24 protein-coding genes and 2 pseudogenes are annotated in these 22,182 nt (G+C 71.8%); 8 read left to right on the top strand and 18 right to left on the bottom strand.

Annotated elements, in window-relative coordinates; genetic code table 11:
* Nucleotides 1–80: 80 nt before the first annotated feature.
* Nucleotides 81–1,493: an FGGY family carbohydrate kinase gene (locus ABZV06_RS25030; protein WP_355246857.1), complete on the bottom strand. Its 1,413-nt coding sequence runs from the start codon at nucleotides 1,491–1,493 to the stop codon at nucleotides 81–83.
* 263 nt (nucleotides 1,494–1,756) lie between these two features.
* Here ABZV06_RS25030 and ABZV06_RS25025 point away from each other — a divergent pair, with 263 nt between their 5' ends.
* Nucleotides 1,757–3,661: an anthranilate synthase family protein gene (locus tag ABZV06_RS25025; RefSeq protein ID WP_355624565.1), complete on the top strand. Its 1,905-nt coding sequence runs from the start codon at nucleotides 1,757–1,759 to the stop codon at nucleotides 3,659–3,661.
* Between the two features lie 105 nt (nucleotides 3,662–3,766).
* On the opposite strand, the gene wrbA is transcribed toward ABZV06_RS25025, so the two are convergent.
* The 5 genes from wrbA to ABZV06_RS25000 form a co-directional block, all read right to left on the bottom strand.
* Entirely contained in the window at nucleotides 3,767–4,384 is a 618-nt protein-coding gene (wrbA, locus tag ABZV06_RS25020) for an NAD(P)H:quinone oxidoreductase (RefSeq protein WP_355624563.1), read from the bottom strand.
* Nucleotides 4,385–4,654: 270 nt separating this feature from the next.
* A complete protein-coding gene (locus ABZV06_RS25015) occupies nucleotides 4,655–5,023 on the bottom strand; it encodes a DUF3037 domain-containing protein (protein ID WP_355246849.1) in 369 nt (122 codons plus the stop codon).
* Entirely contained in the window at nucleotides 5,020–5,778 is a 759-nt protein-coding gene (locus tag ABZV06_RS25010; protein WP_355246846.1) for a HipA family kinase, read from the bottom strand. The genes ABZV06_RS25015 and ABZV06_RS25010 overlap by 4 nt, the downstream gene beginning before the upstream one ends.
* A gap of 61 nt (nucleotides 5,779–5,839) precedes the next feature.
* Nucleotides 5,840–6,232, bottom strand: a complete 393-nt coding sequence (locus ABZV06_RS25005) for a DUF4190 domain-containing protein (protein WP_355624561.1) — start codon at nucleotides 6,230–6,232, stop codon at nucleotides 5,840–5,842.
* 118 nt (nucleotides 6,233–6,350) lie between these two features.
* Complete coding sequence (locus ABZV06_RS25000) at nucleotides 6,351–6,830, bottom strand: nuclear transport factor 2 family protein (protein ID WP_355624559.1); 480 nt, start codon at nucleotides 6,828–6,830, stop codon at nucleotides 6,351–6,353.
* A gap of 127 nt (nucleotides 6,831–6,957) precedes the next feature.
* Here ABZV06_RS25000 and ABZV06_RS24995 point away from each other — a divergent pair, with 127 nt between their 5' ends.
* Nucleotides 6,958–8,067 (top strand): winged helix DNA-binding domain-containing protein, encoded by a 1,110-nt coding sequence (locus ABZV06_RS24995; RefSeq protein ID WP_355624558.1) that lies wholly within the window; start codon nucleotides 6,958–6,960, stop codon nucleotides 8,065–8,067.
* Between the two features lie 9 nt (nucleotides 8,068–8,076).
* On the opposite strand, the gene malQ is transcribed toward ABZV06_RS24995, so the two are convergent.
* From malQ to ABZV06_RS24970, 5 genes are all read right to left on the bottom strand, one after another.
* A complete protein-coding gene (malQ, locus tag ABZV06_RS24990) occupies nucleotides 8,077–10,098 on the bottom strand; it encodes a 4-alpha-glucanotransferase (RefSeq protein WP_355624556.1) in 2,022 nt (673 codons plus the stop codon).
* Nucleotides 10,099–10,330: 232 nt separating this feature from the next.
* Nucleotides 10,331–11,515, bottom strand: coding sequence for a sn-glycerol-3-phosphate ABC transporter ATP-binding protein UgpC (ugpC, locus tag ABZV06_RS24985; protein WP_355624554.1), 1,185 nt, complete (start codon nucleotides 11,513–11,515; stop codon nucleotides 10,331–10,333).
* 10 nt (nucleotides 11,516–11,525) lie between these two features.
* A complete protein-coding gene (locus tag ABZV06_RS24980) occupies nucleotides 11,526–12,362 on the bottom strand; it encodes a carbohydrate ABC transporter permease (RefSeq protein ID WP_355624552.1) in 837 nt (278 codons plus the stop codon).
* 1 nt (nucleotide 12,363) lies between these two features.
* Nucleotides 12,364–13,338, bottom strand: coding sequence for a sugar ABC transporter permease (locus tag ABZV06_RS24975; protein WP_355246824.1), 975 nt, complete (start codon nucleotides 13,336–13,338; stop codon nucleotides 12,364–12,366).
* Nucleotides 13,335–14,621, bottom strand: coding sequence for an ABC transporter substrate-binding protein (locus ABZV06_RS24970; RefSeq protein WP_355624550.1), 1,287 nt, complete (start codon nucleotides 14,619–14,621; stop codon nucleotides 13,335–13,337). Before ABZV06_RS24970 ends, ABZV06_RS24975 begins: the two co-directional genes overlap by 4 nt.
* A gap of 378 nt (nucleotides 14,622–14,999) precedes the next feature.
* On the opposite strand from ABZV06_RS24970, the pseudogene ABZV06_RS24965 reads away from it, so the two are divergent.
* From ABZV06_RS24965 to ABZV06_RS24950, 4 genes and pseudogenes are all read left to right on the top strand, one after another.
* Nucleotides 15,000–15,128, top strand: a pseudogene (locus ABZV06_RS24965) (DUF397 domain-containing protein); the annotation flags it as partial.
* A 237-nt stretch (nucleotides 15,129–15,365) separates the two neighbouring features.
* Nucleotides 15,366–16,067 (top strand): VOC family protein, encoded by a 702-nt coding sequence (locus ABZV06_RS24960; protein WP_355624549.1) that lies wholly within the window; start codon nucleotides 15,366–15,368, stop codon nucleotides 16,065–16,067.
* Between the two features lie 186 nt (nucleotides 16,068–16,253).
* Nucleotides 16,254–16,685: a hypothetical protein gene (locus tag ABZV06_RS24955; RefSeq protein WP_355624547.1), complete on the top strand. Its 432-nt coding sequence runs from the start codon at nucleotides 16,254–16,256 to the stop codon at nucleotides 16,683–16,685.
* A gap of 47 nt (nucleotides 16,686–16,732) precedes the next feature.
* A complete protein-coding gene (locus tag ABZV06_RS24950; RefSeq protein ID WP_355624545.1) occupies nucleotides 16,733–17,050 on the top strand; it encodes a hypothetical protein in 318 nt (105 codons plus the stop codon).
* A gap of 365 nt (nucleotides 17,051–17,415) precedes the next feature.
* On the opposite strand, the gene ABZV06_RS24945 is transcribed toward ABZV06_RS24950, so the two are convergent.
* The 5 genes and pseudogenes from ABZV06_RS24945 to ABZV06_RS24925 all read right to left on the bottom strand — a co-directional run.
* Nucleotides 17,416–18,126 carry an HAD family hydrolase gene (locus ABZV06_RS24945; RefSeq protein WP_355624543.1) on the bottom strand — a complete coding sequence of 237 codons (711 nt, stop codon included), beginning with the start codon at nucleotides 18,124–18,126 and terminating at the stop codon, nucleotides 17,416–17,418.
* A 38-nt stretch (nucleotides 18,127–18,164) separates the two neighbouring features.
* Nucleotides 18,165–18,785, bottom strand: a complete 621-nt coding sequence (locus ABZV06_RS24940) for a TetR/AcrR family transcriptional regulator (RefSeq protein WP_355246806.1) — start codon at nucleotides 18,783–18,785, stop codon at nucleotides 18,165–18,167.
* Nucleotides 18,786–18,843: 58 nt separating this feature from the next.
* Complete coding sequence (locus ABZV06_RS24935) at nucleotides 18,844–19,425, bottom strand: 2'-5' RNA ligase family protein (protein WP_355246803.1); 582 nt, start codon at nucleotides 19,423–19,425, stop codon at nucleotides 18,844–18,846.
* A gap of 58 nt (nucleotides 19,426–19,483) precedes the next feature.
* The gene (locus ABZV06_RS24930; RefSeq protein ID WP_355624541.1) at nucleotides 19,484–20,044 is read right to left on the bottom strand and encodes a sigma factor-like helix-turn-helix DNA-binding protein; all 561 of its coding nucleotides are present in this window, start codon (nucleotides 20,042–20,044) and stop codon (nucleotides 19,484–19,486) included.
* 154 nt (nucleotides 20,045–20,198) lie between these two features.
* A pseudogene (locus ABZV06_RS24925) lies at nucleotides 20,199–20,294 on the bottom strand (RNA polymerase subunit sigma-24); the annotation flags it as partial.
* A gap of 220 nt (nucleotides 20,295–20,514) precedes the next feature.
* Between ABZV06_RS24925 and ABZV06_RS24920 the strand changes: the two are divergent.
* Both ABZV06_RS24920 and ABZV06_RS24915 read left to right on the top strand, forming a co-directional pair.
* Nucleotides 20,515–20,898: a DoxX family protein gene (locus ABZV06_RS24920; protein ID WP_355624539.1), complete on the top strand. Its 384-nt coding sequence runs from the start codon at nucleotides 20,515–20,517 to the stop codon at nucleotides 20,896–20,898.
* 40 nt (nucleotides 20,899–20,938) lie between these two features.
* On the top strand, nucleotides 20,939–21,337 hold the full coding sequence (locus ABZV06_RS24915) for a hypothetical protein (RefSeq protein ID WP_355246794.1): 399 nt from the start codon (nucleotides 20,939–20,941) through the stop codon (nucleotides 21,335–21,337).
* A 153-nt stretch (nucleotides 21,338–21,490) separates the two neighbouring features.
* Here ABZV06_RS24915 and ABZV06_RS24910 read toward each other — a convergent pair whose 3' ends face one another.
* Together ABZV06_RS24910 and ABZV06_RS24905 are read right to left on the bottom strand one after the other, a co-directional pair.
* The gene (locus ABZV06_RS24910; RefSeq protein WP_355246792.1) at nucleotides 21,491–21,790 is read right to left on the bottom strand and encodes a ribosomal protein L7/L12; all 300 of its coding nucleotides are present in this window, start codon (nucleotides 21,788–21,790) and stop codon (nucleotides 21,491–21,493) included.
* Nucleotides 21,791–21,860: 70 nt separating this feature from the next.
* Nucleotides 21,861–22,182, bottom strand: a 322-nt coding sequence (locus tag ABZV06_RS24905; protein WP_355624537.1) for a hypothetical protein, incomplete at its 5' end; no start/stop codon positions are given.

Raw genomic sequence — 22,182 nt, 5'->3', positions numbered from 1 at the left:
CGCGTCCACCGCGACCCGGGGAGCGGAGTCCATCCAACCAGGCTCGGTGACACTGTCAACGGCCCGGGCAGGCCGAAAGTTCAGGAAGGATACTGCGGGTGGGAACGTCCTGTCGTGGTCGGTGAGACCAGCTCGTCCGTCCGGCCGATGTCGGCGAGCGCCGCCGCCGCACCAAAGCGGCCCAGCGCCACCAACGCGGCCCCGGTCGCACCGATCTCCGGGTTGCGTTGGTGCGACACCGGTCGCGGGGCGAGCGCGGCGGCGAACGCCTGCCGCCACCACACCGACGCGGCCACCGCGCCGCCGCCCAGCACCACCCCGACCGGTTTGTCGATCGTGGACTCCAGCACCGCGAGGTCCTCGGCGACCAGGCCGCACAGTCCCTGCATCAGCCCGGCCAGGATGTCCACGGCCGTGGTGCTGAAACTCAGACCGCGCAGCTCGCCGGTGCCGGCCGGCGCCAACCCGGGTGCCCGGTCGCCGCCGAAACGGGGATCGGCCGGCCGGCCACCGCCCACCGGTACCAGCGCCAGAGCCGCGTCCAACTCGTCCCCCTCGGGCAGCCGCAGCTCCCGGTTGGCCCAGGCGAACAGGTTGCCACCGCTGGAGTACGCCGCCCCGGTCACCACGTGGTCGTGGTCGACCCGGTAGCGCCAGAGGCGTTCGGGCAGCCGCGGCAGCGGCTCGCCGGCCGGAATGCGCTGCATCAGGCGTACGGCGGCGGAGGTGCCGACCGTGACCGCGGCCCGGCTCGGATCGGCGCAGCCCGAGCCGACGTTGGATGCCCCGCCGTCGCCCACCGGCGGCGCCCAGCGGGCCTCGGCCAGCTGCGGCCAGCGGCGGGCCCGGTCGGGACGTAGCCGGCCGTGCCAGTCCAACTCGCCGAGGGACGGCAGGTCGCGGGGTCGCGCGCCGGCCAGCGTCAGCGCCTCCTCGTCCCAGCGCAGGGTGGCGAGGTCGAGCAGCCCGGTGCCGGAGGCCTGCGAGATCGACATGGGCGCCGTCTGGAGCAGCTCGCCCAGTACGTACTCCGGGAGGCCGACGAACCGGGCGATCGGAGTGCCGGACTGTTCCCGCAGCCAGGGCAGGCGCACCGGCCAGTAGGAGCGGTGCCACCAGCAGCCCGTGCGCTGGTGGAAGCCGTCCGGGTCGGCCGGGCCGGACGTGTCGCCGACCGGCGTGGGGCGGGTGTCCAGCCAGGTGACGACCGGTCCCAGCGGAGTGCCGTCGCGGTCGAGCGGCAGCACCGAGTGCCACTGCGCGGACGTCGCCACCATGTCGACGTCGTGCAGGTGCCCCGCCTCGGCCAGCTCGTCCAGACACTCGATGAGGCAGGCGAGGTAGTCGGGTCCGGAGAGGGTGCCGGTGCCGTCGTCCCCGATGGCGAGTCGGACCTTCCGCCGGGCCAGGGCGCCGGGCAGCGGGCGGGTTGCCCCGTCCAGCACCAGCCCGCGTACGGAGGAGGTGCCCAGGTCGAGTGCGAGAATGTTCATCGCCGGTCAAGTTACCCGGTGCCGGCCTGGCGCGGACCGTGGTCCGCCCCGGCACACCCGTACGTCCGAAGGGGTCCCGGGTCGGGCCGTGACCGCGTAAGGTGAACCGCATGCTCGCGCACCCGACCTCCTGGTGGCCCGCCGACCCGGCGGCCACCCCCCGCGCGTAGCTTCACCCACGCGGCCGCCATCGAGGCGGCCGCCGGATCTCCGGCCCGGATGGCCGCCCCCGCTGGCGGCACCCGGCATCCACGGAGACCACGATGACCAGCCTGACCGACCTGCTCGCCGCCATCTCCCGCGGCGACGACCCCGGCCCCTTCGCGCTGCTGCGCCGCGAGGGCGCCGACGACCTGGAACTCTTCACCGGCCCCGTCGCCGTCGTCGACCGGCTGGCCGACATCCCGCTGCCCCCGGGCGCGCCCGGGGCGCAGACGTTGGCCCTGGTGCCGTACCGGCAGATCGCCGAGCGCGGTTTCGCCTGCGTCGACGACGACGCGCCGCTGGAGTGCCTCCAGATCCGCGAGCACGGGCGGATTCCGCTGGCCGAGGCCCTGGCCGCGCTGCCCGACGAGCCGGTCCGCACCCGGGACGCCGCGTTCGACGTCAGCGACGAGGAGTACGCGCGGATCGTGCAGCAGGTGCTCACCGACGAGATCGGTCGCGGCGAGGGCGCCAACTTCGTCATCCACCGCACCCTGCACGCCACCGTGCAGGGTGCGCCGCTGGTGGCCGCGCTGGCCGCGCTGCGCCGGCTGCTGGTCGCCGAGCGCGGCGCCTACTGGACGTTCGTGGTGCACACCGGCACCCGGACCATGGTCGGCGCCAGCCCGGAACGGCACGTCAGCGTCGACGACGGGCTCGTGATGATGAACCCGATCAGCGGTACCTTCCGACCGGCCGGCGGCACCCCGGACCGGGCGGCGCTCCTGCGGTTCCTCGCCGACCCGAAGGAGATCGAGGAGCTGTACATGGTGCTCGACGAGGAGCTGAAGATGATGGCGACCGTCGCCGAGCACGGCGGTCAGGTCATCGGCCCGTACCTCAAGGAGATGTCGCACCTGGCCCACACCGAGTACCTGCTCGCCGGGCGGGGCACCCGCGACGTGCGGGAGGTGCTGCGGGAGACGATGTTCGCGCCCACCGTGACGGGCAGTCCGATGGAGAACGCCTGTCGGGTCATCGCGCGGCACGAGCGCCGGGGTCGGGGCTACTACGCGGGCGTGCTGGCGCTGCTCGGTCACGACGACGCGGGCCGGCAGACGCTCGACGCGCCGATCCTGATCCGTACCGCCGAGATCTCCGGCGCCGGCCGGCTGCGGGTGCCGGTGGGGGCCACCCTGGTCCGGCATTCGACGGCGGCCGGCGAGGTGGCCGAGACCCACGCCAAGGCGGCCGGGGTGCTGGCCGCGCTCGGCCTGGGCCCGGCGGCGTCCGTCGGCGAGCGCGGACCGGTCGTGCGGCTGGCCGACGACCCGGAGGTACGCGACGCGCTCGCCGCGCGTAACACGCCGCTGGCCCGGTTCTGGCTGGACCAGCGGGCGCCGGACGCGCCCGGCCTGCCGGGGTTGGTCGGTCTGCGGGCGCTGATCGTGGACGCGGAGGACACCTTCACCGGCATGTTGGCACACCAACTGGGCGCGCTGGGTCTCGCCGTCACGCTACGTCCGTGGCACGAAGGCGGCCCGCTGGACGGGTACGACCTGGTGGTGGCCGGTCCCGGGCCGGGTGATCCGAGCCGCCCGGACGATCCGAAGATGGCGGCGCTGCGGGAACTGCTGGACGAGTTGCTGGCGACCGGCCGGCCCACCCTCGCTGTCTGCCTCGGGCACCAGGTGCTGGCCGGACTGCTGGGGTTGCGCCTGCACCGCCGGGACGCGCCCTATCAGGGGCTGCAACGGGAGGTCGCGTTGTTCGGTCGGTCCCGCCGGGTGGGCTTCTACTCCTCGTTCACCGCCCGCGCCGAGATGGACCGGCTGGACACCGCGTACGGGACGGTGGAGCTGGCCCGGGACGTACGCGACGGGTCCGTGCACGCCCTGCGCGGGCAGGGCTTCGCCGGGGTGCAGTTCCACCCGGAGTCGGTGCTCAGCCCGGACGGGGTGACCGTGCTGACCGAGTTGCTGGCCGACCTGTTGCCGGCGTCGCGCGCGGCCCACCACGCCTAGCCGCGGCTCGTCCGGTATGGGGACCCCCGTCACGGGGTAGGGCTGGGGCGACCGGTGGTGCGAGCGGGCCGAGAGCCCCCGCCCGTGCCACCGGTCGCCCGTTCGTCAGCCGCCCAGGCCCTGCTTGAGCGCGGTGCCGATCAGCACTGCCCGGCGGGCGGTGAGGCCGCAGGCCTCCAGCGCCACCGCGTCCGGTGCGATCTCTCCGTTGTTGCTGGTGTGCGACGCACCGTAGGGGTTACCGGCGATGAACTGGCTGGAGTCCGTGTAACCGGGGGGCACCACGACACCGCCCCAGTGGTAGAAGACGTTGAAGAGCGACGTCAGCGTGGTCTCCTGCCCACCGTGCGACGTCGCCGTGGAGGTGAAGGCCGCGTAGACCTTGTTGGCCAGCGCGCCCTGCGACCACAGTGGTCCGGTGGTGTCGATGAACTGCTTCAGTTGGGCGGCGATCATGCCGTACCGGGTGGGCGATCCGAAGAGCGCCACGTCGGCCCACGCCAGGTCGTCGATCATCGCCTCGGGAACGTCCTGGGTGTCCAGGTGGTGCGCCTGCCAACCGGAGTTCGAGCGGATCGCCTCGTCCGGTGCGAGCTCGCGCACCTTGCGCAGGCGCACGTCCGCACCGGCCTCCCCGGCGGCCTCACACGCGGCCTGCGCCATCTGGTAGGTGATGCCGGTGGCGCTGTAGTAGATCACCGCCACCTTCGTCTGGGCAGCCATCAGATGTGTCCCCTTCTCGTCTCGGGTCGGCTCCCGCGACTACCCCTGGGGCGCGGCGACAAACGACAGATCGGTGGCTTCCGGCCGTCCGGTCTCAAGTTTTCCGCAAGTTCCCGGACGTTCCGATCCGGTCGCCCGCGCGGACGACGATCCTGAGGCCAACCGGTGCCGGCGCGCGATCCCGCCGCCCCCTGGCACCGGCGCCTGAACGGGGGATCGCGCTCCGCCGGCAACGGCGCTGGCGCAGCGCGATCAGGGGTCACTGCCCGCTCAGCGGACCAGCGCCACCATCAGCCGGTCCAACTCGGCCGCCGGGTCGACGGTGAGGCCGGTGTGCACCGGCCCGGCCTGGATCATCGTGCTGCGCGGCGCGGCCAGCCACCGGAACCGCTCGCCGAGCCGCATCCGGGTGGCCGGCCCGTCACCGGAGCAGGTCCTGTCCAGAGAATCCAGCACCGCGGCCACCGCCGGCAGATCGACGTCGGGCGCGAGGGCGCGCACCCGGTCGGCGTCCAGGTGCGTCCGCGCGGCCAGGAAGTCACGCTGCTGGCAGTAGAGCAGCACTCCCACGTTGATCTGCTCGCCGCGCTCCACGCGGGGCACCAGCCGGATGACGGCGTACTCGAACGGATGCCTCACGCCACGCTCCCCGCCGGTAGCCAGTCCGCCGGGCGGGCGACCCGCCGTGACAGGTGCGCCACGTACGCCTCGCGCGCCGCGTCGCCCGAGTCGAAGTCGGCGGCGGTCAGCCACTGGGCCGGCACCAGAGCCAGCACCTCCCGCAGGAGGTCCGGGGTGACCCGGGCGGCCAGTTCGCCGTTGGCCTCGGCGACCCGGTCGGCGTACGGCGCGAGCACGTGGTCCTCGGCCCGGAAGGCGCGGTGCACGGCGGCCTCGGCGCGCGGCCAGTTGTGGTGGAAGTAGAGCGCGGCACCGTGGTCGATCAGCCACAGCTCCCGGTGCCAGACGAGCAGGTTCGGGTTGCGCCAGCTCCGGTCGACGTTCTCCACGTACGCGTCGAACCACAGCACCCGCGAGGCCAGCAGCGGATCGACGGGGTGCGCCACCGGGTCGAAGCCGAGCGCACCCGGGAGGAAGTCCATCCCGAGGTTGGCGCCGCCGCTGTTGCGCAGCAGCTCCTGCACCTCCTGGTCGGGCTCCGCCCGCCCGATCACCGGGTCGATGTCGAGGACCACCAGCGGCGGCACCCGCAGCTCCAGCCGGCGGGCCAGCTCGCCGCAGATCACTTCGGCGACGAGCGCCTTGGGCCCCTGCCCCGCGCCGGAGAACTTCGCCACGTACGTGCCGAGGTCGTCGGCCTCGACGACGCCCGGCAGCGAGCCACCCTCCCGCAGTGGGGTGACGTAGCGGATCGCGGTGACCTGGCGGAGCACGCCGTCTACCCTACTGGGGGGCCAGTGGCACGCCCTGGCCCCCCACACGCCCGGCCCGGTGTCAGTCGAGCTTGTCCCGCAGGTTGTTGACCTGGGTCTGGAGGCGGTCCACCGCGTTCTCGTTGTTGACGAACGTGGTGATGCCCGCGGCAAGGCCCAGGCCGATCAGGACCGCCAGGATGCTCAGCACCAGGCCACCGATGGACACGCCCCGGCCGGTCACACCCGGTCGGCGGGCCATCTTCAGCCCGACGATGCCGAGGACGATGCCGATGATGCCGAGCACCAGCCCCAGCCAGGCGAGGATGGCGGTCAGCACGCTGAACAGGCCGGCAACCCCGAAGACCAGGGCGAAAGTGGCGGCCGCGCTGGTCTTGGCGCCGGTGGACGCCCGACGGGCCCGAGAATCGGCCGGTACGCCGGCACCCCGGGCCGGCTCGCTTGCGGCAGTCATGGGACTCCCTTCCGTACGCGCGGCGCGCGTACTTCCGGCCGGCGGCATTCCCACGACGGTCACCGTTACGCCTCGTGTCGCCACGATCTGTGGGCGCGATCCAGGCGCGGGCCGCAGGTCAGGTCAGCGAAGCGGCAGGTCGGAGTCGTCCCCGGTCGCCCTCGGGCCGAAGATGCGACGCTCCTCGACGGTGATGGGTACGTCTGGCCTCACGCCGGGCCAGGTAACCGCGGGCGTCGAATTCCCACTGTTCGTTGCCGTAGCTCCGCCACCACTGGCCGGTGGCGTCGTGCCACTCGTACTGGAACCGTACGGCGATGCGGTTCTCATGGAACGCCCAGAGCTGCTTACGCAGCGCGTACTCGCGTTCGCGCTCCCACTTGTCGGTCAGGAACTCCTCGATCTCCCGGCGACCCGTGACGAACGTCGACCGGTTGCGCCACACGCTCTCGGGTGTGTAGGCGGCGGCAACGCGCTGCGGGTCGCGGGTGTTCCAGGCGTCCTCGGCGGCCTGCACCTTGATCCGCGCGCTCTGGTCGGTGAAGGGCGGCAACGGGTGCCGCGGTGGTTCGGTCTCGTCGGAGGCGTCACTGCTCATGGCTGTCCTCGTTCCGGTGGCTGTGGTCGGCGATCCTGACGCTAACGCGACACTCTGGAGGGCAACTGGAGACGCCCGGTCCTGGCCTACGCTGACGGGCTCCGACCACCGGAGAGGGGACGTCGCGATGCCTGCCGACCTCAGCGCGGCCGAAGCGCTGGCACTGCGGATGACGAGCCTGCTGCTGCGACCGCATCCCGCCACCCGGCCCGGCACCGTCGCCGAGGTGGTCGAGTGGTTCGGCGCGATGCAGGCGCAGGATCTGGCGAGCGGCCTGTGGTCGCTGGGCGCCCGGCTGCCGGGGTCGACCGTGGCCGACGTACAGGCCGCGCTGGAGCGCCGCGAAGCGCTGCGCACCTGGCCGATGCGGGGCACCGTGCACCTCGTCCCGCCCGCCGACACCCGGTGGATGCTGGAGCTGACCGGCGTCCGCGCGATGTCCGGCTCGGCGACCCGGCGGGCGCAGCTCGGGCTGACCGAGGCCGACGAGGCCCGGGCGCTCGACGTGCTCGGCGCAGCGTTGGCCGGAGGCGGCCGGCTCACCCGGGCGCAGTGCCTCGCCACCCTGCGCGCGGCGGGGATCGGCACCGACGGCCAGCGCGGCTACCACCTGCTCTGGTACGCGAGCGTGCGTGGGGTGACCTGCGTGGCGCCCAACGTCGGCACCGAGCAGACGTTCGTCCTGCTCGACGAGTGGGCGCCGGAGCAACGCAGGCCGGAGCGGGACGAGGCGTTGGCGCTGCTCGCCCACCGCTACGTGCGGGGCCACGGACCGGTCACCGACCGCGAGTTCGCCGGCTGGAGCGGCCTCACCCTGACCGACGCGCGGCGCGGCCTGGCCGCTGCCGACGACCTGCTGGGCACGGTACGTGTCGACGGCGAGCCGATGTACGTGGACGCGGCGCTGGCCGACACCCCGCGCGTCCCGGCGGTCGGTGTGGTGGCGCTGCCGGGCTTCGACGAGTACCTCCTCGGCTACCGGGACCGCACGTTGATGCTCGACACCGCGCACCGGGCGGCCGTGGTGCCCGGCAACAACGGCATCTTCCAGGCCACCGTGGTTCGCGCCGGCCGGGTGGTGGGAGTGTGGAAGCGCAAGGCCGGCCGCGAGGCCGTCACCCTGACGGTACGGCCGTTGACGCCGCTGACCGCCGACGGACGGACCGACGTCGAGCGGGCGCTGACGCGGTACGCCGACTTCCTCGGACTGCCGCCGCGGTTCGACTGGGCGACCTGAGCGGGCGGGCTACTCCCCCGCCGGGTCGGCGCTGGTCCGTCGGCCGGCTCGGTCGGGGGACGTGCGCCGAGGACGGGCGGCGGTGAGCAGGTCGACGATCCGGGTCACGCCGGGGTCCGTACGGATCTGCGCCACGCTCGCCGGCAGCGGCAGCCGCCAGTTCGGATATTCGTCCACCGTGCCCGGCATGTTGGGCTGGCGCACCTCGCCCAACACGTCGTAGAGGGACACGCCGAGCAGTCGCGCGGGGCTGGCCGCGAGCGCGGCGTGCATCGCCACCACCACGTCACCGTCGTCCGGCTCACCGTCGGCCACCGCCCCGGCGTCGGGCGCCTCGGGCAGCAGTTCCTCGTCGCGCAGCATCGCCAGCAGCCGCTCACGGTCGGCAGCGGCCCGGGCGCGCTCGACGGCCACATCGGTGCCGAGCAGTTTCAACTCGTCGCGTACCCGCACGTGCTCGCCGGTCAGGAAGCCCGGGGCGGTCGGCAGGTCGTGCGTGGAGATCGTGGCGAGGGCGTTGCGCGGCCAACGGGCCGGCGGGGTGAACGCGCCGTCGTCGTCCCGCGCGAACCACAGCACGGTCGACCCGAGCATGTTGCGCCCCCGCAGGCCACGCGTCACCGCGGGTTGGACCGTGCCCAGGTCCTCGCCGACGACCACCGCGCCGGCCCGGTGCGCCTCCAGGGCCAGGATGCCGAGCATCGCCTCGGCGTCGTAGCGCACGTAGGTGCCCTCGGCCGCGCCGGCGCCCGGCGGCACCCACCACAGTCGCCACAGGCCGGCGACGTGGTCGACGCGCAGGCCGCCCGCGTGCCGCAGGGTCCGCCGCAGCATGTCCCGGTACGCCGCGTACCCGGTCTCGGCGAGCCGGTCCGGTCGCCACGCGGCGAGCCCCCAGTCCTGACCGAGCTGGTTGAAGTCGTCCGGCGGCGCGCCGACCCGTACCCCCTGGGCCAGGACGTCGGCGAGCTGCCAGCCGTCCGCGCCGCCCGGGTCGATGCCGACGGCGAGGTCGTGCACCACGCCGACCGGCATGCCGGCCGAGCGGGCTGCCGCCGTCACGGCGTCGAGTTGCTCGTCGCACAGGTGTTGCAGCCAGGCGTGGAAGGCCACCCGGTCGGCGAGTTCGCGACGCTGCTCGGCGACCGCCGGGGCGTCCGGGTGGTGCAGCTCCGCCGGCCAGGCCCGCCAGTCGTTGCCGTGCCGCTCGGCCAGCGCGCACCAGGTGGCGAAGCTGGTCAGCGCCGGGTCCGCGGCGAGGTCAACCGGCTGGGCGTACGGGTGCAGCAGCTCCAGCGCGCGCCGTTTGGCGGTCCACACCTCGTCGTAGTCGATCAGGTCGCCACGGTCCGGACGCAACGCGTCGACCACCGCCCGGGTCGCCGGGTCGGCCGAGGCGTACGCGGCGGTGTCACTAACGCGCAGGTAGAGCGGGTTCACGAAGCGTCGACTGGCCGGCGAGTACGGCGACGCGGCCACCGGGTGCGCCGGCCCGACCGCGTGCAGCGGGTTGAGCAGCACCAGCCCGGCGCCCGTCGCTCCCGCCCACTCGGTGAACTCGGCCAGGTCGCCGAGGTCACCCATGCCCCAGGACCGCTCGGAGGTGAGCGCGTAGAGCTGGAGCATCCAGCCCCAGGTGCGCGGGGGCACCGGCAGCCGCCGGGGCACCACGACGAGGGTCACGTCCCGGCCGTCGCAGGCCAGTCGGTGCCAGCCCAGCGGCAGGTCCCCGGGCAGCTCGCCGTCGACCGCCCGTCGGCCGCCGTCCTCCAGGGACACCACACCCGGGCCGGGCAGGGCACGGGCCTTGCCCTCGGTGACCACCACGGTCGGCGGCAGCGTGGTCCGGTCCACCGCTCGGGCGGCGGCGAGCGCGTCCGCGATCGCCGCGGGGCTGGTGGCGTCGACGCCGAGCAGGCCGAGAACACCCACGACGGTCTCCGGGGCGACCTCGACGCGGCGGTGTCGCCAGTCCTCGTACCAGGTGGACACGCCGTGCGCGGTGGCCAACGCAACAAGTCGCCGATCCATCAGTCCCCCGCTCCCCGCCAACACCACAATCTTCGCCCACCCTGCCACGCCCAGCCACAAGCCGCAGCCCACCCCCGCGCCCCCGCCCCCTCACCCCCCACCCCCTGCTCTCGCCGATCTTGCGCTTTCTGTGGCGACCTAAAGGGCATTTCACCTATGTCGACGACAGAAAGTGCAAGATCGGCGAGAGCAGGGGGCGGGGGTTCGGGTTCGGGGGGTCGGGGGTCGGGGTTCAGTCCTCGTGCAGGGTCAGGTTGCGGCCGGTGGACGGGTCGAACAGGTGGATCTTCTCCAGGTTGAACCAGACTCGGCGGGAATCGCCCTCGGTCGCGCCGGACTCGGCGGACAGCCGGGTGACCAGGTTGCCGCCGCCGCCGGCGAAGTCACCCGCGCCCGCGTCCGCGGCCAACTCCTCCAGCTCGGCGGCGGTGGCCCGCTCACCCTCCACGGTGAGGTAGACGTACTTGTCCGAGCCCATCGACTCGACGATCTCCACCGGCGCCTCGAACTCCAGGCCCCGGCGGCGGGTGTCGTCGTCGATCAGTTCGGCGTCCTCGAAGTGCTCGGGCCGAATGCCCAGGATCAGTTCGCGGGGCGCGTCGGCCGCCTCCAAATCCCGGCGGACCCGGTCGTCGAGCGGCACGTCACCCAGGGCGGTACGCAGGCTGCCGTCCTGCACGGCGGCGTGCAGGAAGTTCATCGACGGGGAGCCGATGAACCCGGCGACGAAGAGGTTGCGCGGGCGGTCGTACAGCTCCTGCGGCGGGCCGACCTGCTGCACCGCGCCACCCCGCATGATCACTACCCGGTCGCCGAGGGTCATGGCCTCGGTCTGGTCGTGGGTGACGTAGACGGTGGTGGTGCCCAGCTGCTTCTGCAACCGGGACACCACCGTACGCATCTGCACGCGCAGCTTCGCGTCGAGGTTGGACAGCGGCTCGTCCATGAGGAACGCCTTGGGCTGGCGGACGATCGCCCGGCCCATCGCCACCCGCTGCCGCTGGCCACCCGAGAGGTTCGCGGGTTTGCGGTCCAGCAGCGCGGTCAGCTCCAGCACCTTCGCGGCCTCGTCGACCTTGGAGTTGATCGTCTCCTTGTCGAGCTTCGCCAGGCGCAGCGGGAACGCCATGTTCTCCCGGACGGTCATGTTCGGGTAGAGCGCGTACGACTGGAACACCATGGCGATGTCCCGGTCCCGGGGGGCCTTGTCGTTGACCCGCTTGCCGGCGATGCGCAGTTCGCCGGAGCTGATGTCCTCCAGGCCGGCGATCATGTTGAGGGTGGTGGACTTTCCGCAGCCCGAGGGGCCGACCAGGATCACGAACTCACCGTCGGCGATCTCCAGGTCGACGTCCCGCACGGCGACCGTCCCGTCCGGGAAACTCTTGCTCACCTTGTCGAGCACGATGTCAGCCATGACTACTCACCTATCCCTTGACTGCGCCGGAGGTCAGGCCGGACACGATGCGGCGCTGGAAGAAGAGGACGAACAGGATGATGGGCACGGTGATCACCACGGCGGCGGCGCAGATCGCCCCGGTGGGGTCCTCGAACTGTGACGCGCCGGTGAAGAACGACAACGCCGCCGGCACCGTGCGGGACCGCTCGGTGGAGGTCAGCGAGATGGCGAACAGGAAGTCGTTCCAGCAGAAGATGAAGACCAGGATCGCCGTCGTGAACAGGCCGGGAGCGGCCAGCGGGGCGATCACCCGCCGGAACGCCTGCGCCTGCGTCGCGCCGTCCATCTTCGCCGCCTTCTCCAGGTCCCACGGGATCTGCTTGAAGAACGCCGACAGCGTGTAGATCGCCAACGGCAACGCGAAGGTGATGTACGGCAGGATCAGCCCGAGCCAGGTGTCGAAGATCCTGGCCTGCCGTTCGATCTCGAATAGCGGCGACACCAGCGACACCTGCGGGAACATCGCGATCAGCAGCGAGATGCCGACCAGCAGCCGCTTGCCCGGGAAGTCCAGGCGACTGATCGCGTACGCGGCCATCGCCCCGAGCACCACCGCGATCAGGGTGGCGATGAGCGCGATGCCGATGGAGTTGACAAGCGCCCGGACGAACTGGTCGGTGTCGAAGATCGTGCGGTAGTTGTCCAGCGTCCACTCCCGGGGGAAGAACTTCCCGTCGGTGAGGGTGGCCGGCGTCTTGAACGACAGCGAGGCGATCCACAGCACCGGGACCAGCGCGAAGACGACCACGAGGATGTCCAGCAGGCCCCAGCGCAGCTTCGCCCGGGTGGTGGTTTCCGCAGCCATGTCAGCGCCTCTCGGAATCGTCGCTGCCGGGGGCAGCGGTGCCGAACAGCTTCACGAAGACGAAGGCGATGATCGCCACCGTGATGAAGACCAGCACCGACATCGTCGAGCCGATGCCGAGGTTGAGACCCCGCAGCAGGTTGTTGTAGGCGAGCATCGACACCGACGAGGTTTCGTTGCCGCCGGCGGTCAGGACGAAGATGTTGTCGAACACCCGGAACGCGTCCAGGGTGCGGAACAGCAGCGCGACCAGGATCGCCGGCTTCATCACCGGCAGCATCACCTTGGTGAACTTCTGCCAGGCCGTCGCGCCGTCGGTGGAGGCGGCCTTGAGCAGGTCGTCCGGCACCAGGGCCAGCCCGGCCATCAGCAGCAGCGCCATGAACGGCGTGGTCTTCCAGATCTCGGCCAGCATGATGATCGCCAGCGAGCTGGCCCGCTCGGTGAGGGGCGCGCCGTCACTGAACAGGTCGGCCAGGTAGCCGGTGCCGGGCGTCCAGGCGTACCGCCAGGAGAAGGCCGCGACCACCGTGACGATGCCGTACGGGATGAGCGCGGAGGTACGGACGATGCCCCGCCCGACGAGCGTACGGTGCATGATCAGCGCCAGTCCCATGCCGAGCACCAGCTCGACGGCCACGGTGACCACCGTGATCAGCGTGGTCACCCCGAACGCCGTCCACCAGAACTCGTTGGTGAGCACGGTGACGTAGTTCTCCAGCCCGATGAACTCGCGCTGGTCGGGAAAGCGCAGGTCGTAGCGCTGCAACGACAGCCAGACCGAGTAGACGATCGGGTACGCGGTGACCGCGACCATCACCAGGGCGGCGGGCGCGCAGAGCAGCCAGCCGAGTCGACGTTCGGCCTTCTTGTTCTCGCTCAGCGGCGCCTTGCGGCGGCTGCCTCGCTGGGTGGGCACCGCGGCACGCTGGCCGTCGGTCCTCTCCGGTGTCTGCGTGGTGGCGGGCCGGGTCATGGCAGCACCCCCTTCGACTCCAGGGCGTCGGCGATGGCGTCGCGCAGCTCGTCGGCGGTCTGCTGCGGACGAATACCGGACGGCGGCGACAGGAGCGCCGACATGACTGTGGAGATGCTCTGGTAGGCCGGCGTCAGAGGCCGCGTCGCCGGGTCCTTCAGCTCTTCCAGGATGGTGTCCTTCATGGGGTACGCCTCGGTCATCTCGGGCTCGTCGAAGACGGCCTCGATGGTCGGTGGCACGCCGTCGTTGATCGCGGAGAACTTCTGGTGCTCCGCGCTGCGCAGGCACCGCGCGGCCTCGAACGACAGCTCCGGGTGCTTCGAGTACGAGCTGACGGCCAGGTTCACCCCACCGATGGTGACCTTGCTGGGGGTGCCCTCGTCGACGCCCGGCACGCGGGCCCAGCCGACCTGCTTGGCCAGCTCCGGGTTGGCCTCCTGCAGGGCCGGATAGACGAACGGCCAGTTCACCTGGAACGCGCCGGCGCCGGACTGGAACTCCAACCGGACCGGGTCCTCGGTGGCGTTGCTGAACGACGGTGAGGTCACGCCCGACGTGGCGAACCGCTGCAACTGCTCCAGCGCCCGGACCGTGCCGTCGTCCATCACGGCCTTCTTGCCGTCGTCGGAGAGGACCTTTCCGCCCGCGCTCTCGGCCAGCGTGTTGTAGAGGACGACCAGGCCCTCGTACTGCGCGCCCATGGTCAGCACCTGGTACGGCTTGCCCTGGTCCTTGAGTTGCCGGGCCGCCGTGATCATCTGGTCCCAGGTGGTCGGCGGCTGCGGCACCAGGTCCTTGCGGTACCAGAGGAGCTGCACGTTGGTGTTCTTCGGCGCGGCGTAGAGCTTGTCCTCGTAGCGGGCGGTCTCCAGCGGCCCGGCGAGGGTGCCCTGCTCGACCTCGCTCTTGTCGTGACCGGTCCACTCACGAATCCAGTCGGCGCTGGCGAACTCCTGGGTCCAGGTGACGTCCAGCCCGAGGATGTCCATGCCGGTGTCCTCGGCGGCGAGCCGGCGGACCATCTGCACCCGCTGGTCGTCGGCCTGCCGGGGCAGCACCCGGTAGGCGATCTCGTACCGCCCCTTCGCCTGCGTGTTGCAGTCGTCGACGACCTTCTGCAGGTTCTGCTCCGGCGGGTAGTACAGGTTGAGCGTCGGTGGGCCGCCACTCTCGCCGCCGCCGCACGCGGCCAGCGGCGCGACCAACGCCAACGCGGCAGCCGCCGCGCCGAGCCGTCCAACCGGCCGGCGTCGGTGTCGAGCCGTTTCGGGGTCCGTCATCGCCCTCCCCCTTCCTTGGCGCAACAGACCGGGGAGGGCATCCGTGCCCCGGCGCACGGCGAGCTTCCTCCGAGCCGAGGAGCTGCGGAAACGCTCCGCTCGGATACTCCGTGCGGCTACACTGCCCCGCTCGCCGAGCCACGAAACCTGCCCGCAACGGGCAGGACGAGCACCCCGCAAGATCGGCGCAACATCCCGGAAACTGCTGCCTTCGCGCGGCCGGAGGCAGCACCATCACCGAAACTGCGCGAATCTTGCCCGTCCCGACCGACAGCGTCAGCCCCGGGCTCGCGCCCACGAGAGGAAGCTCGCCGAGATGCCGGACGGCGAGCGGGTGGCGCACGCCGACAACCAGCTCACCGCGCAGATCGTCGACACGTCGACGACCCGCAGTGGCGCAAGTCGACACGGTCGGGCGGCAACGGCGGCTCCTGCGTCGAGGTCGCCGACAACCTGCCGCACGTCGTGCTGGTCCGCGACACCAAGGACCGCGACGGCGGCACCCTGCACGTCACCCCGACGTCCCCGTCCCCGCCCGGCCGCCCGCGCCGATCTTGCAGTTCCGGTCGTCGAGAAGCCTGGATTGCGGCCTATGTCGGCACAGAAAGTGCAAGATCGCGGTCAGGCGCCGGTCGATCTTGATCCACCGGGGCTCCGTGCGGCGAGCGGGGCTTCGTGCCGCACTGGCTCCGGCGGGCGTGGCGCCTGCCCCACGGTCAGCCCCGGGTCGGGCATGCTGGGACGGTGATCGCACGCTTCAAGGACCTCTGTCTGGACGCCGTCGACCCGCTCGCCCTGGGCGGCTTCTGGGCGCGGGTGCTCGACGCCGACGTCGCCGACGCCGGTGACGGCGACACCCGCGTCGACCCCCGCTCGGCGCGCTCGGACGCCGAGTCGATCTGGGTGAACCGGGTGCCCGAGCCCCGGGTCGGCAGCACTCGCGTACACCTGGATGTGCGCCTGGCGGACGCGGACCCGGCGGCGCTCCTCGCGGCCGGTGCGCGGGCGGTGCGCGAGCCCGACGGCGACGTCGACAGGTGGGTGCTGGCCGACCCGGAGGGCAACCAGTTCTGCGTGCTCCCGGCCGGCGACGAGGCTCACCCCGGCCCGGTCGAGCTGGTGGTGGCCGCTGTCGACCCGGCCGCTCAGGCGGCCTGGTGGGCCGGCCTGCTCGGCGGTACGACCGCCTCCGGCCCGAACACCGCGTCGCTGCACGACGCCGCCGGCTTTCCCTGGGAGGCCTGGGTGTTCGACGGGGTCGACGAGCCCAAGGCCGTCAAGAACCGGATGCACTGGGACGTCGAGATGGTGGCCCCGGAGCCGACCGCCCTGCTGGACGCTGGCGCGACGCTGCTGCGCGAGCCGGTCGACAGGGCGTACTGGTGGGTGCTGGCCGACCCGGAGGGCAACGAGTTCTGCGCCTTTTCGCCGCCGACCACCGGGTGAACGACCGACTACCGAGCGCGGGCGGTCTGCACTAGCGTCTTTCCCAGCGCCGCAGCCAGCGCGTTCGCCGCCGACGTCGACACGCCTCCGGCCGACCCAGCCTGCCCGATCGGTTGGTTATCGCGGGAACGTCCCTGCGCCACCGCACCGGTTCGGCAGGATCGTCCCAATGAGGGAGGTGCCGCCGTGCAGGACACCCGCGCTCTCGCCCTGACGTTCGAGGTGAGCGGCCTGCCACCGGTCAAGACCGAAGCGTTGTCCATCTTCGCCGCCGGGCACCGGCAGGCGACGAGGGTCCGCACCCTGCTCCAGGCCGCCCTCGGCGCGGCCCAGCGCACCGGCTGGACGCCACTGCCCGGGCCGATCGAGGTGGACGTGGTTCTGCGGTGCCCGCCCGGGCACCGTACGTCCGACGCCAGCACGCTGCTCGGTGGCGTCTGCGCGGTACTCCAGGACAAGAAGCGCGTCGCCACCATCGGCCTGGCGCATCTCGGCGTCCTGGTGGACGTCGCCCTCTACGACGACGACCGGCAGATCCGCCGGTTGTCGTACCACGAGGAGCCGGCGGAGGACTTCTCCTACCAGGTGCGGGTCGCCGCCGTACCGACCGGCGTTTGACCGACGGCCGCGGTGGGGTATCGCGGACGCCGACGAAGGGAGCACCGATGTCGGAGCCACATGTCACGCTCGACCCACGCGGGCTCGATCCTGTGCAACAGAAGCTGCGCGGCCCGTTGGAGGACCAGCTGACCTCGGCTCTCCAGGCAGCCACCGACCGAATTCGAGCCAGCTACGCTGGTGAACCGGTCGAGCAGGTGTGCCAGCGGCTGTTGGACGAGACCCGATCCGGGTTGCACCCCGACATCGCGGCCGGCTTCAACCCGGACATGGACGAGTTCTGCCGCGTGGCGATCTCGATCGTCCGCGGCGGCGAGGGAGAGCCGGACGCCCACCACGCCGGCGACGGCCGGCACCGCGCCTAGGCACAGCAATCTCCGGTGGCCGGGTCAGGACCGGGTCCGCAACTACCCGGCCCTGACCCCCGGCCGTCCGACGGGGGAGCGGACAGCTCAGGCATTTCACCACGCGCGTAGGCGTGGCACGACGCCACGCGGCTCGGTGGGGAGGCCCGGGCCGCCCTGCACTCAGCTCCACGGTGCCCGCCTGCCGGACGCCGGTGCGTCCCCGGCACACCCCGAAAGGCCGCGAACGCCGGCCCAGGCTAGGCGGATCGCGCCGGGCCGGACAAGCGTCGCCGGGCCGGTCAGAGCGTGACTGATCTCAAGGGCAAAAAGCGGCAGGTACGCGTAACGCGACCATGATCGCCGACGCTGTTCGGGTTCGACGGTCAGAAGTGCCGGAGCAGATCCGGGAAGGCGGCCAGCCGCAGCACGCCGTTGTCGGTCGGGTCCAACTCGTCGTGCTCCAACACCCAGGTGTTCTCGTTCGGGATGAACACCGCGTTCAGACCGGCCGCCCGCGCCGGCAGGATGTCCGACTTCGGGGAGTTGCCGATCATCCACGCCCGGGCCGGCTCGAACCCGTGCTCGCGGACCAGCCACCGGTACGTGTCGACGTCCTTCTCGGCGACGATGTGCGCGGCCCCGAAGTGGTGCAGCAGGCCGCAGGCGTCCAGCTTGCGCTGCTGCTCCTCCCGGTCACCCTTGGTCAACAGCAGCAGCTCGTGCCGCTGCGCCAACTCGTCGAGGGCCTCGGCGACGCCGGGCATCAACTCCACCCGGTGCTCCACCAATGCCAGGGCCAGCCGGTCGATCTCCTGGCGCTCCGCGTCGGTGGCCGGCCGTTTACGCAGCCGTTCCAGGCACTCGCCGAGACTGCGCAGGAACACCTTGCTGCCGTACCCGTGCGCGACCGCGTTGGCCCGCTCGATGTCGTCCAGGATGGTCCGGATCTCCACCTGGTTCATCGTGGGGTGGTCGATCCAGGTCAGGAAGTCGTCGATCACCCGCTCGAAGACGACGTTGTTCTCCCACAACGTGTCGTCCGCGTCGAAGATCAGCACCTGCGCCCGTCGGCGGGCCTCCTGGTCGACGGTCATGCCGGCCTCCTCGCGATCATGCTCGTGCGGACGCGACTCTAGGGCATCGCCTGCCCCGCACCCACCGGGTTTCCGCTCGCCGGGCAGGGCCACGACAGCAGCCTCTCCGTGATCATCGTCTCCCGCTCCTCCTGCGCCTCCGGGCGCAGGCGACCACCCCGGGTGAGCATGACGACGCCGTGCAGCAGACTCCAGCCCACCTCCGCGAGCGAGTCCGGGTCGCGGCCGTGCGCGAGCGGGAGCAGGGCCGCCCGCAGCGCGGCGAAGACGGCCCTCGGCGCCGCCGGCACCCCGGCCACGCCGAGGGCGAGGTCCGGGGTCAGCGCGAGCATCGCGTCGTAGACAGCCGGATTGGCGTACGCGAAGTCGAGGTACGCCCCCGCCATCACCGCCCACGCCCGTTCGGGGCACGGGTTGTCGGCGTGCGCCGCGGTCAGCGCGGCGGCCAGCTCGGCGAAGCCGTGCACCGCGACGGCGGCCAGTAGCGCATCCTGGTCGGCGAAATGCCGGTAGAGATCGCCGATGTCCATGGTGGCCCTCTCGGCGACCCGACGGACGCTCAGTCCCAGCCAGCCCTCGGCTTCGGCCAGCTCACGGGCGGCGGTGACGATGACGAAGCGTCGCTCCTGGTCGGTGGCCTCCTCGGCAGGTACGGACACCGGCCGAGCGTAACGACCCGCACTGTCCGCACCGGCGTCGTGACGGATTGGTGACTCTTCACCTGCTCCGCGTCACCGGAGAAGTCCCCATCGGGAACTCACACACCGTGCGCCACGGGGCAACGTCCGGTGTTCCCGCGATGAGCCTGACCACCTCGACGGTCGCCCTGAGCGGCAGATGTTCCGCGACCGCCTCGGCGGCGTCCTCCAGCACCGACCGCGCAGCGTCGTGACCGATCGTCAGGTGCGGCACGACGTCCGAGTGCGTGCCATCGTATGGAGGCGCCTCGGGGAAACGGTGCCATACCGCTGCGGTGAGTTCTCGGAACAGATCGTCCGGCTGCGGCGCGAGCCAGACGACGGCATCGCCGAACCAGCCCACCTGGGTCAGCGAGATGTCGGACCGTGGAACCGCCGCGACGATGTCCCGTACGGTCGCCAGCACCGCCGCATCGATCCGTTCCGGTGGGAGGAACGGGTAGAGCACGGTCACGTGCGCGGGCACGCCCCAGGAAGCGGCGCGGTCCAGCGACGCGCGGAACCGCCCCACCGCAGGCTCCGCGTCAGGTATCGGCACGATCAGCGCAGTCTGCGTAGGTCCCATCGCCGCAGTGTCCGACCACGACAGCGATAGTGCCAACGGATTACCGTCCCGAGGCGAACCGACGCCCGAGCACTCGGGACGTCTGCGCGGTCGTTCAACGGCGCAACGCGGTGGCCTGCCGCATGTGTGCCAGCTTCTCGGGGTTGCGGACGGCGTACAGGCCGGTGACGAGACCGTCGTCGACGCGCACCGTCAGCACGGTGTCGAGTTCGCCGTCGAACCGGACGATCAACGCCGGCCAGCCGTTGACCTCGGCGGGGTGCAGCGACAGCGCGGCGACCTCCACCTTTCGCGAGGCCAGCAGACGGGCCACCTTGTCGGCGCCGACGACGGGCCGCAGCACCGCCTGCTTGATGCCACCGCCGTCGCCCAGCAGGACGACGTCGGGTGCCAGGATGTCGAGCAGGCCCTGCACGTCGCCCAGGTCGACCGCACGCTGGAACGCCTCCAACGCGCGGCGCGCCTCGGCCGCCGAGACCGGGCCGCGCGGCCGGCGTGCGGCAACGTGTGCCCGTGCCCGGTGGGCGATCTGGCGAACCGCGGACGGGCTCTTCTGCACGGTCGCGGCGATCTCGTCGTAGCCCACCTCGAACACCTCCCGCAGGACGAACACCGCCCGTTCGGTCGGGCCGAGCGTCTCCAGCACCAGCAGCATCGCCGTCGACGTTCTCCGCCAGCTCGACGTCCTCGGCGACGTCGGGCGTGGTCAGCAGCGGCTCGGGCAGCCACGAGCCGACGTAGGACTCCCTGCGCCGGCCGTTCGTCCGCAGCCGGTTCAGCGCCTGGCGGGTGGTGATCCGGACCAGGTAGGCGCGCTGGTCGCGTACCGCCGCGTGGCCGGCGTCCGCCCACCGCAGCCAGGTCTCCTGGAGTACGTCCTCGGCATCGGCCGCCGAGCCGAGCATCTCGTACGCGACGGTGAAGAGCAGGTTCCGGTGCGTGACGAACGCGTCCACGAAGGGATCCATGCGCGACTCCTGGCCTCGACGTCGGTTCACCACCACCCGACACCGGTCGATCCTCACCTGTGACACCACGGGCCTGTGCAGCACATCACCCGCCGGAGCGTCACAGCCACCGGGCCGGCGGTGTCTCCTGGTCGACCCCAACCCGGAGGGAACTTCCATGAACATCGCGCTGTGGATCGCGGCCGGACTGCTGGCGGCGGTCGCTCTGGCCGGCGGCATCACCAAGACGTTCGTACCCCGCAAGAAGCTGGCCTCGCACCGCGGCGGCGGGTGGACCGGGGACGCCAGCGACGGCTTCGTCAGGACTCTGGGGGTGCTCGAACTCCTGGCCTCCGCCGGCCTGATCCTGCCCGCGGTGCTGGACATCGCGCCGGTCCTGGTGCCGGTCACCGCCATCTGCTGGGTCCTGCTGATGATCGGCGCGATGATCACCCATCTGCGCTACAGGGAGGCGAGGTTCGTCGCGGTGAACGCGGTGTACCTCGCCCTGGCCGCCTTCGTGGCCTGGGGTCGGCTCGGCCCCGAGTCCTTCAGCGGCTGACATGCACTGGAAATCCACATCGCCTCGCTAGCCTGGCGCGATGACCTCGCCGACCCCGCCGACCCCGCCACGTCGACGCACGCGACGCCTCTTCGTGGCCGGGCTCGGCGTCGTGGGCCTGCTGGCCTGCGGGTGGGGCCTGTGGTTCCTGTCTCTGTGGGCATTCGGCGACGAGGGTTCGTTGCCGCCGAAATGGCGTATCCCGGACGTGCCCGCCGGGGCGACAGTCGTCGACCAGAGCGAGACGTGCGCCTCCGGCGGGTGCTCGTGGCAGGTCACGGTGGCGCCCCCGGCCGGGCAGTCCCCGGAGGAACTCGCCGAGCGGATGGGTCTCGCCGAGCAGCAGGACCTGCCGCCGAAGCTGTTCGACCCCGGGTCCGTCTACGTGGTGGCGGAACCCAGGAACGGCCAGTTGGTCATCTACGTCGGCTACGAGTGAGCCGCCCCGCGACATCCGCACACTTTCGGTGAAGTTGCTGCCTCCAGCCGCCGTGATGCAGCAACAACCCTGAAGTTGCGTCGATGCAGCGGCGCTCACGGCGCAGCGCGGCAAGGGTCGGGGGCAGCGGCGACGGCCTACCGGGGCCGACAATCAGCCCAGGCCGCGCTGCCGGGCGAGCAGCTCGACGGCGTCCTTGGCCTCCCGCAAACCGACACCGGTCGCCTCCCGGTACGCCTTGATGGCCTGGATCTTGCGGCCGGCGAGCAGCTCTTGCAGGACCGCCCCGGGAGCCTCGAGCTCCGGCTCGCGGATGTCGAGGTGCGCCATGATCAGATCCAGCTTGCGCTCGACCACGGCGAGCCGGCGAGCCAGCTGATCCGCGTCGGAACGACGGCCACCTCCCGCGACCAGGAACACGAGCACGAGCGACAAGACGACGGCGATGGGCACTGTCCACTCCATAACGCGCCATTGAACACCGGCGCGGGTCCTGACACCACGCCCGCTTCGGGCTCGTTGGTCAAGCCCGTCCGGCATGCCTGATCGTTCCGGCGGACCCCGGCATGGCCTCGGCGTCATCCCGCACGCCCGTGCTCGCGTGCTCGCACGCCCGTGCTCGATCCAGGATGTAGTGGCCTCCCGCGCCGAGGACACCACTACAACAAGGATCGAGCGCGATCATGACGGAACCCGCCCGCAAGATCCGCACACTTTCAGGGATGTTGCTGCCTCCGGCCGCCGTGATGCAGCAACATCCCTGAAGTTGCGCGGACGGCCCACCGCCGATGATCACGATCCGGCTCACAGCGCCATCCTTTCGCTCGCGACTGCGGGGCTCCGCT

The organism is Micromonospora sp. NPDC005172 (assembly GCF_040608555.1).
Classification (GTDB): domain Bacteria; phylum Actinomycetota; class Actinomycetes; order Mycobacteriales; family Micromonosporaceae; genus Micromonospora.
Note: the sequence above shows the minus strand (reverse complement) of the source record. Positions and strands in the feature narration are given on the sequence as shown.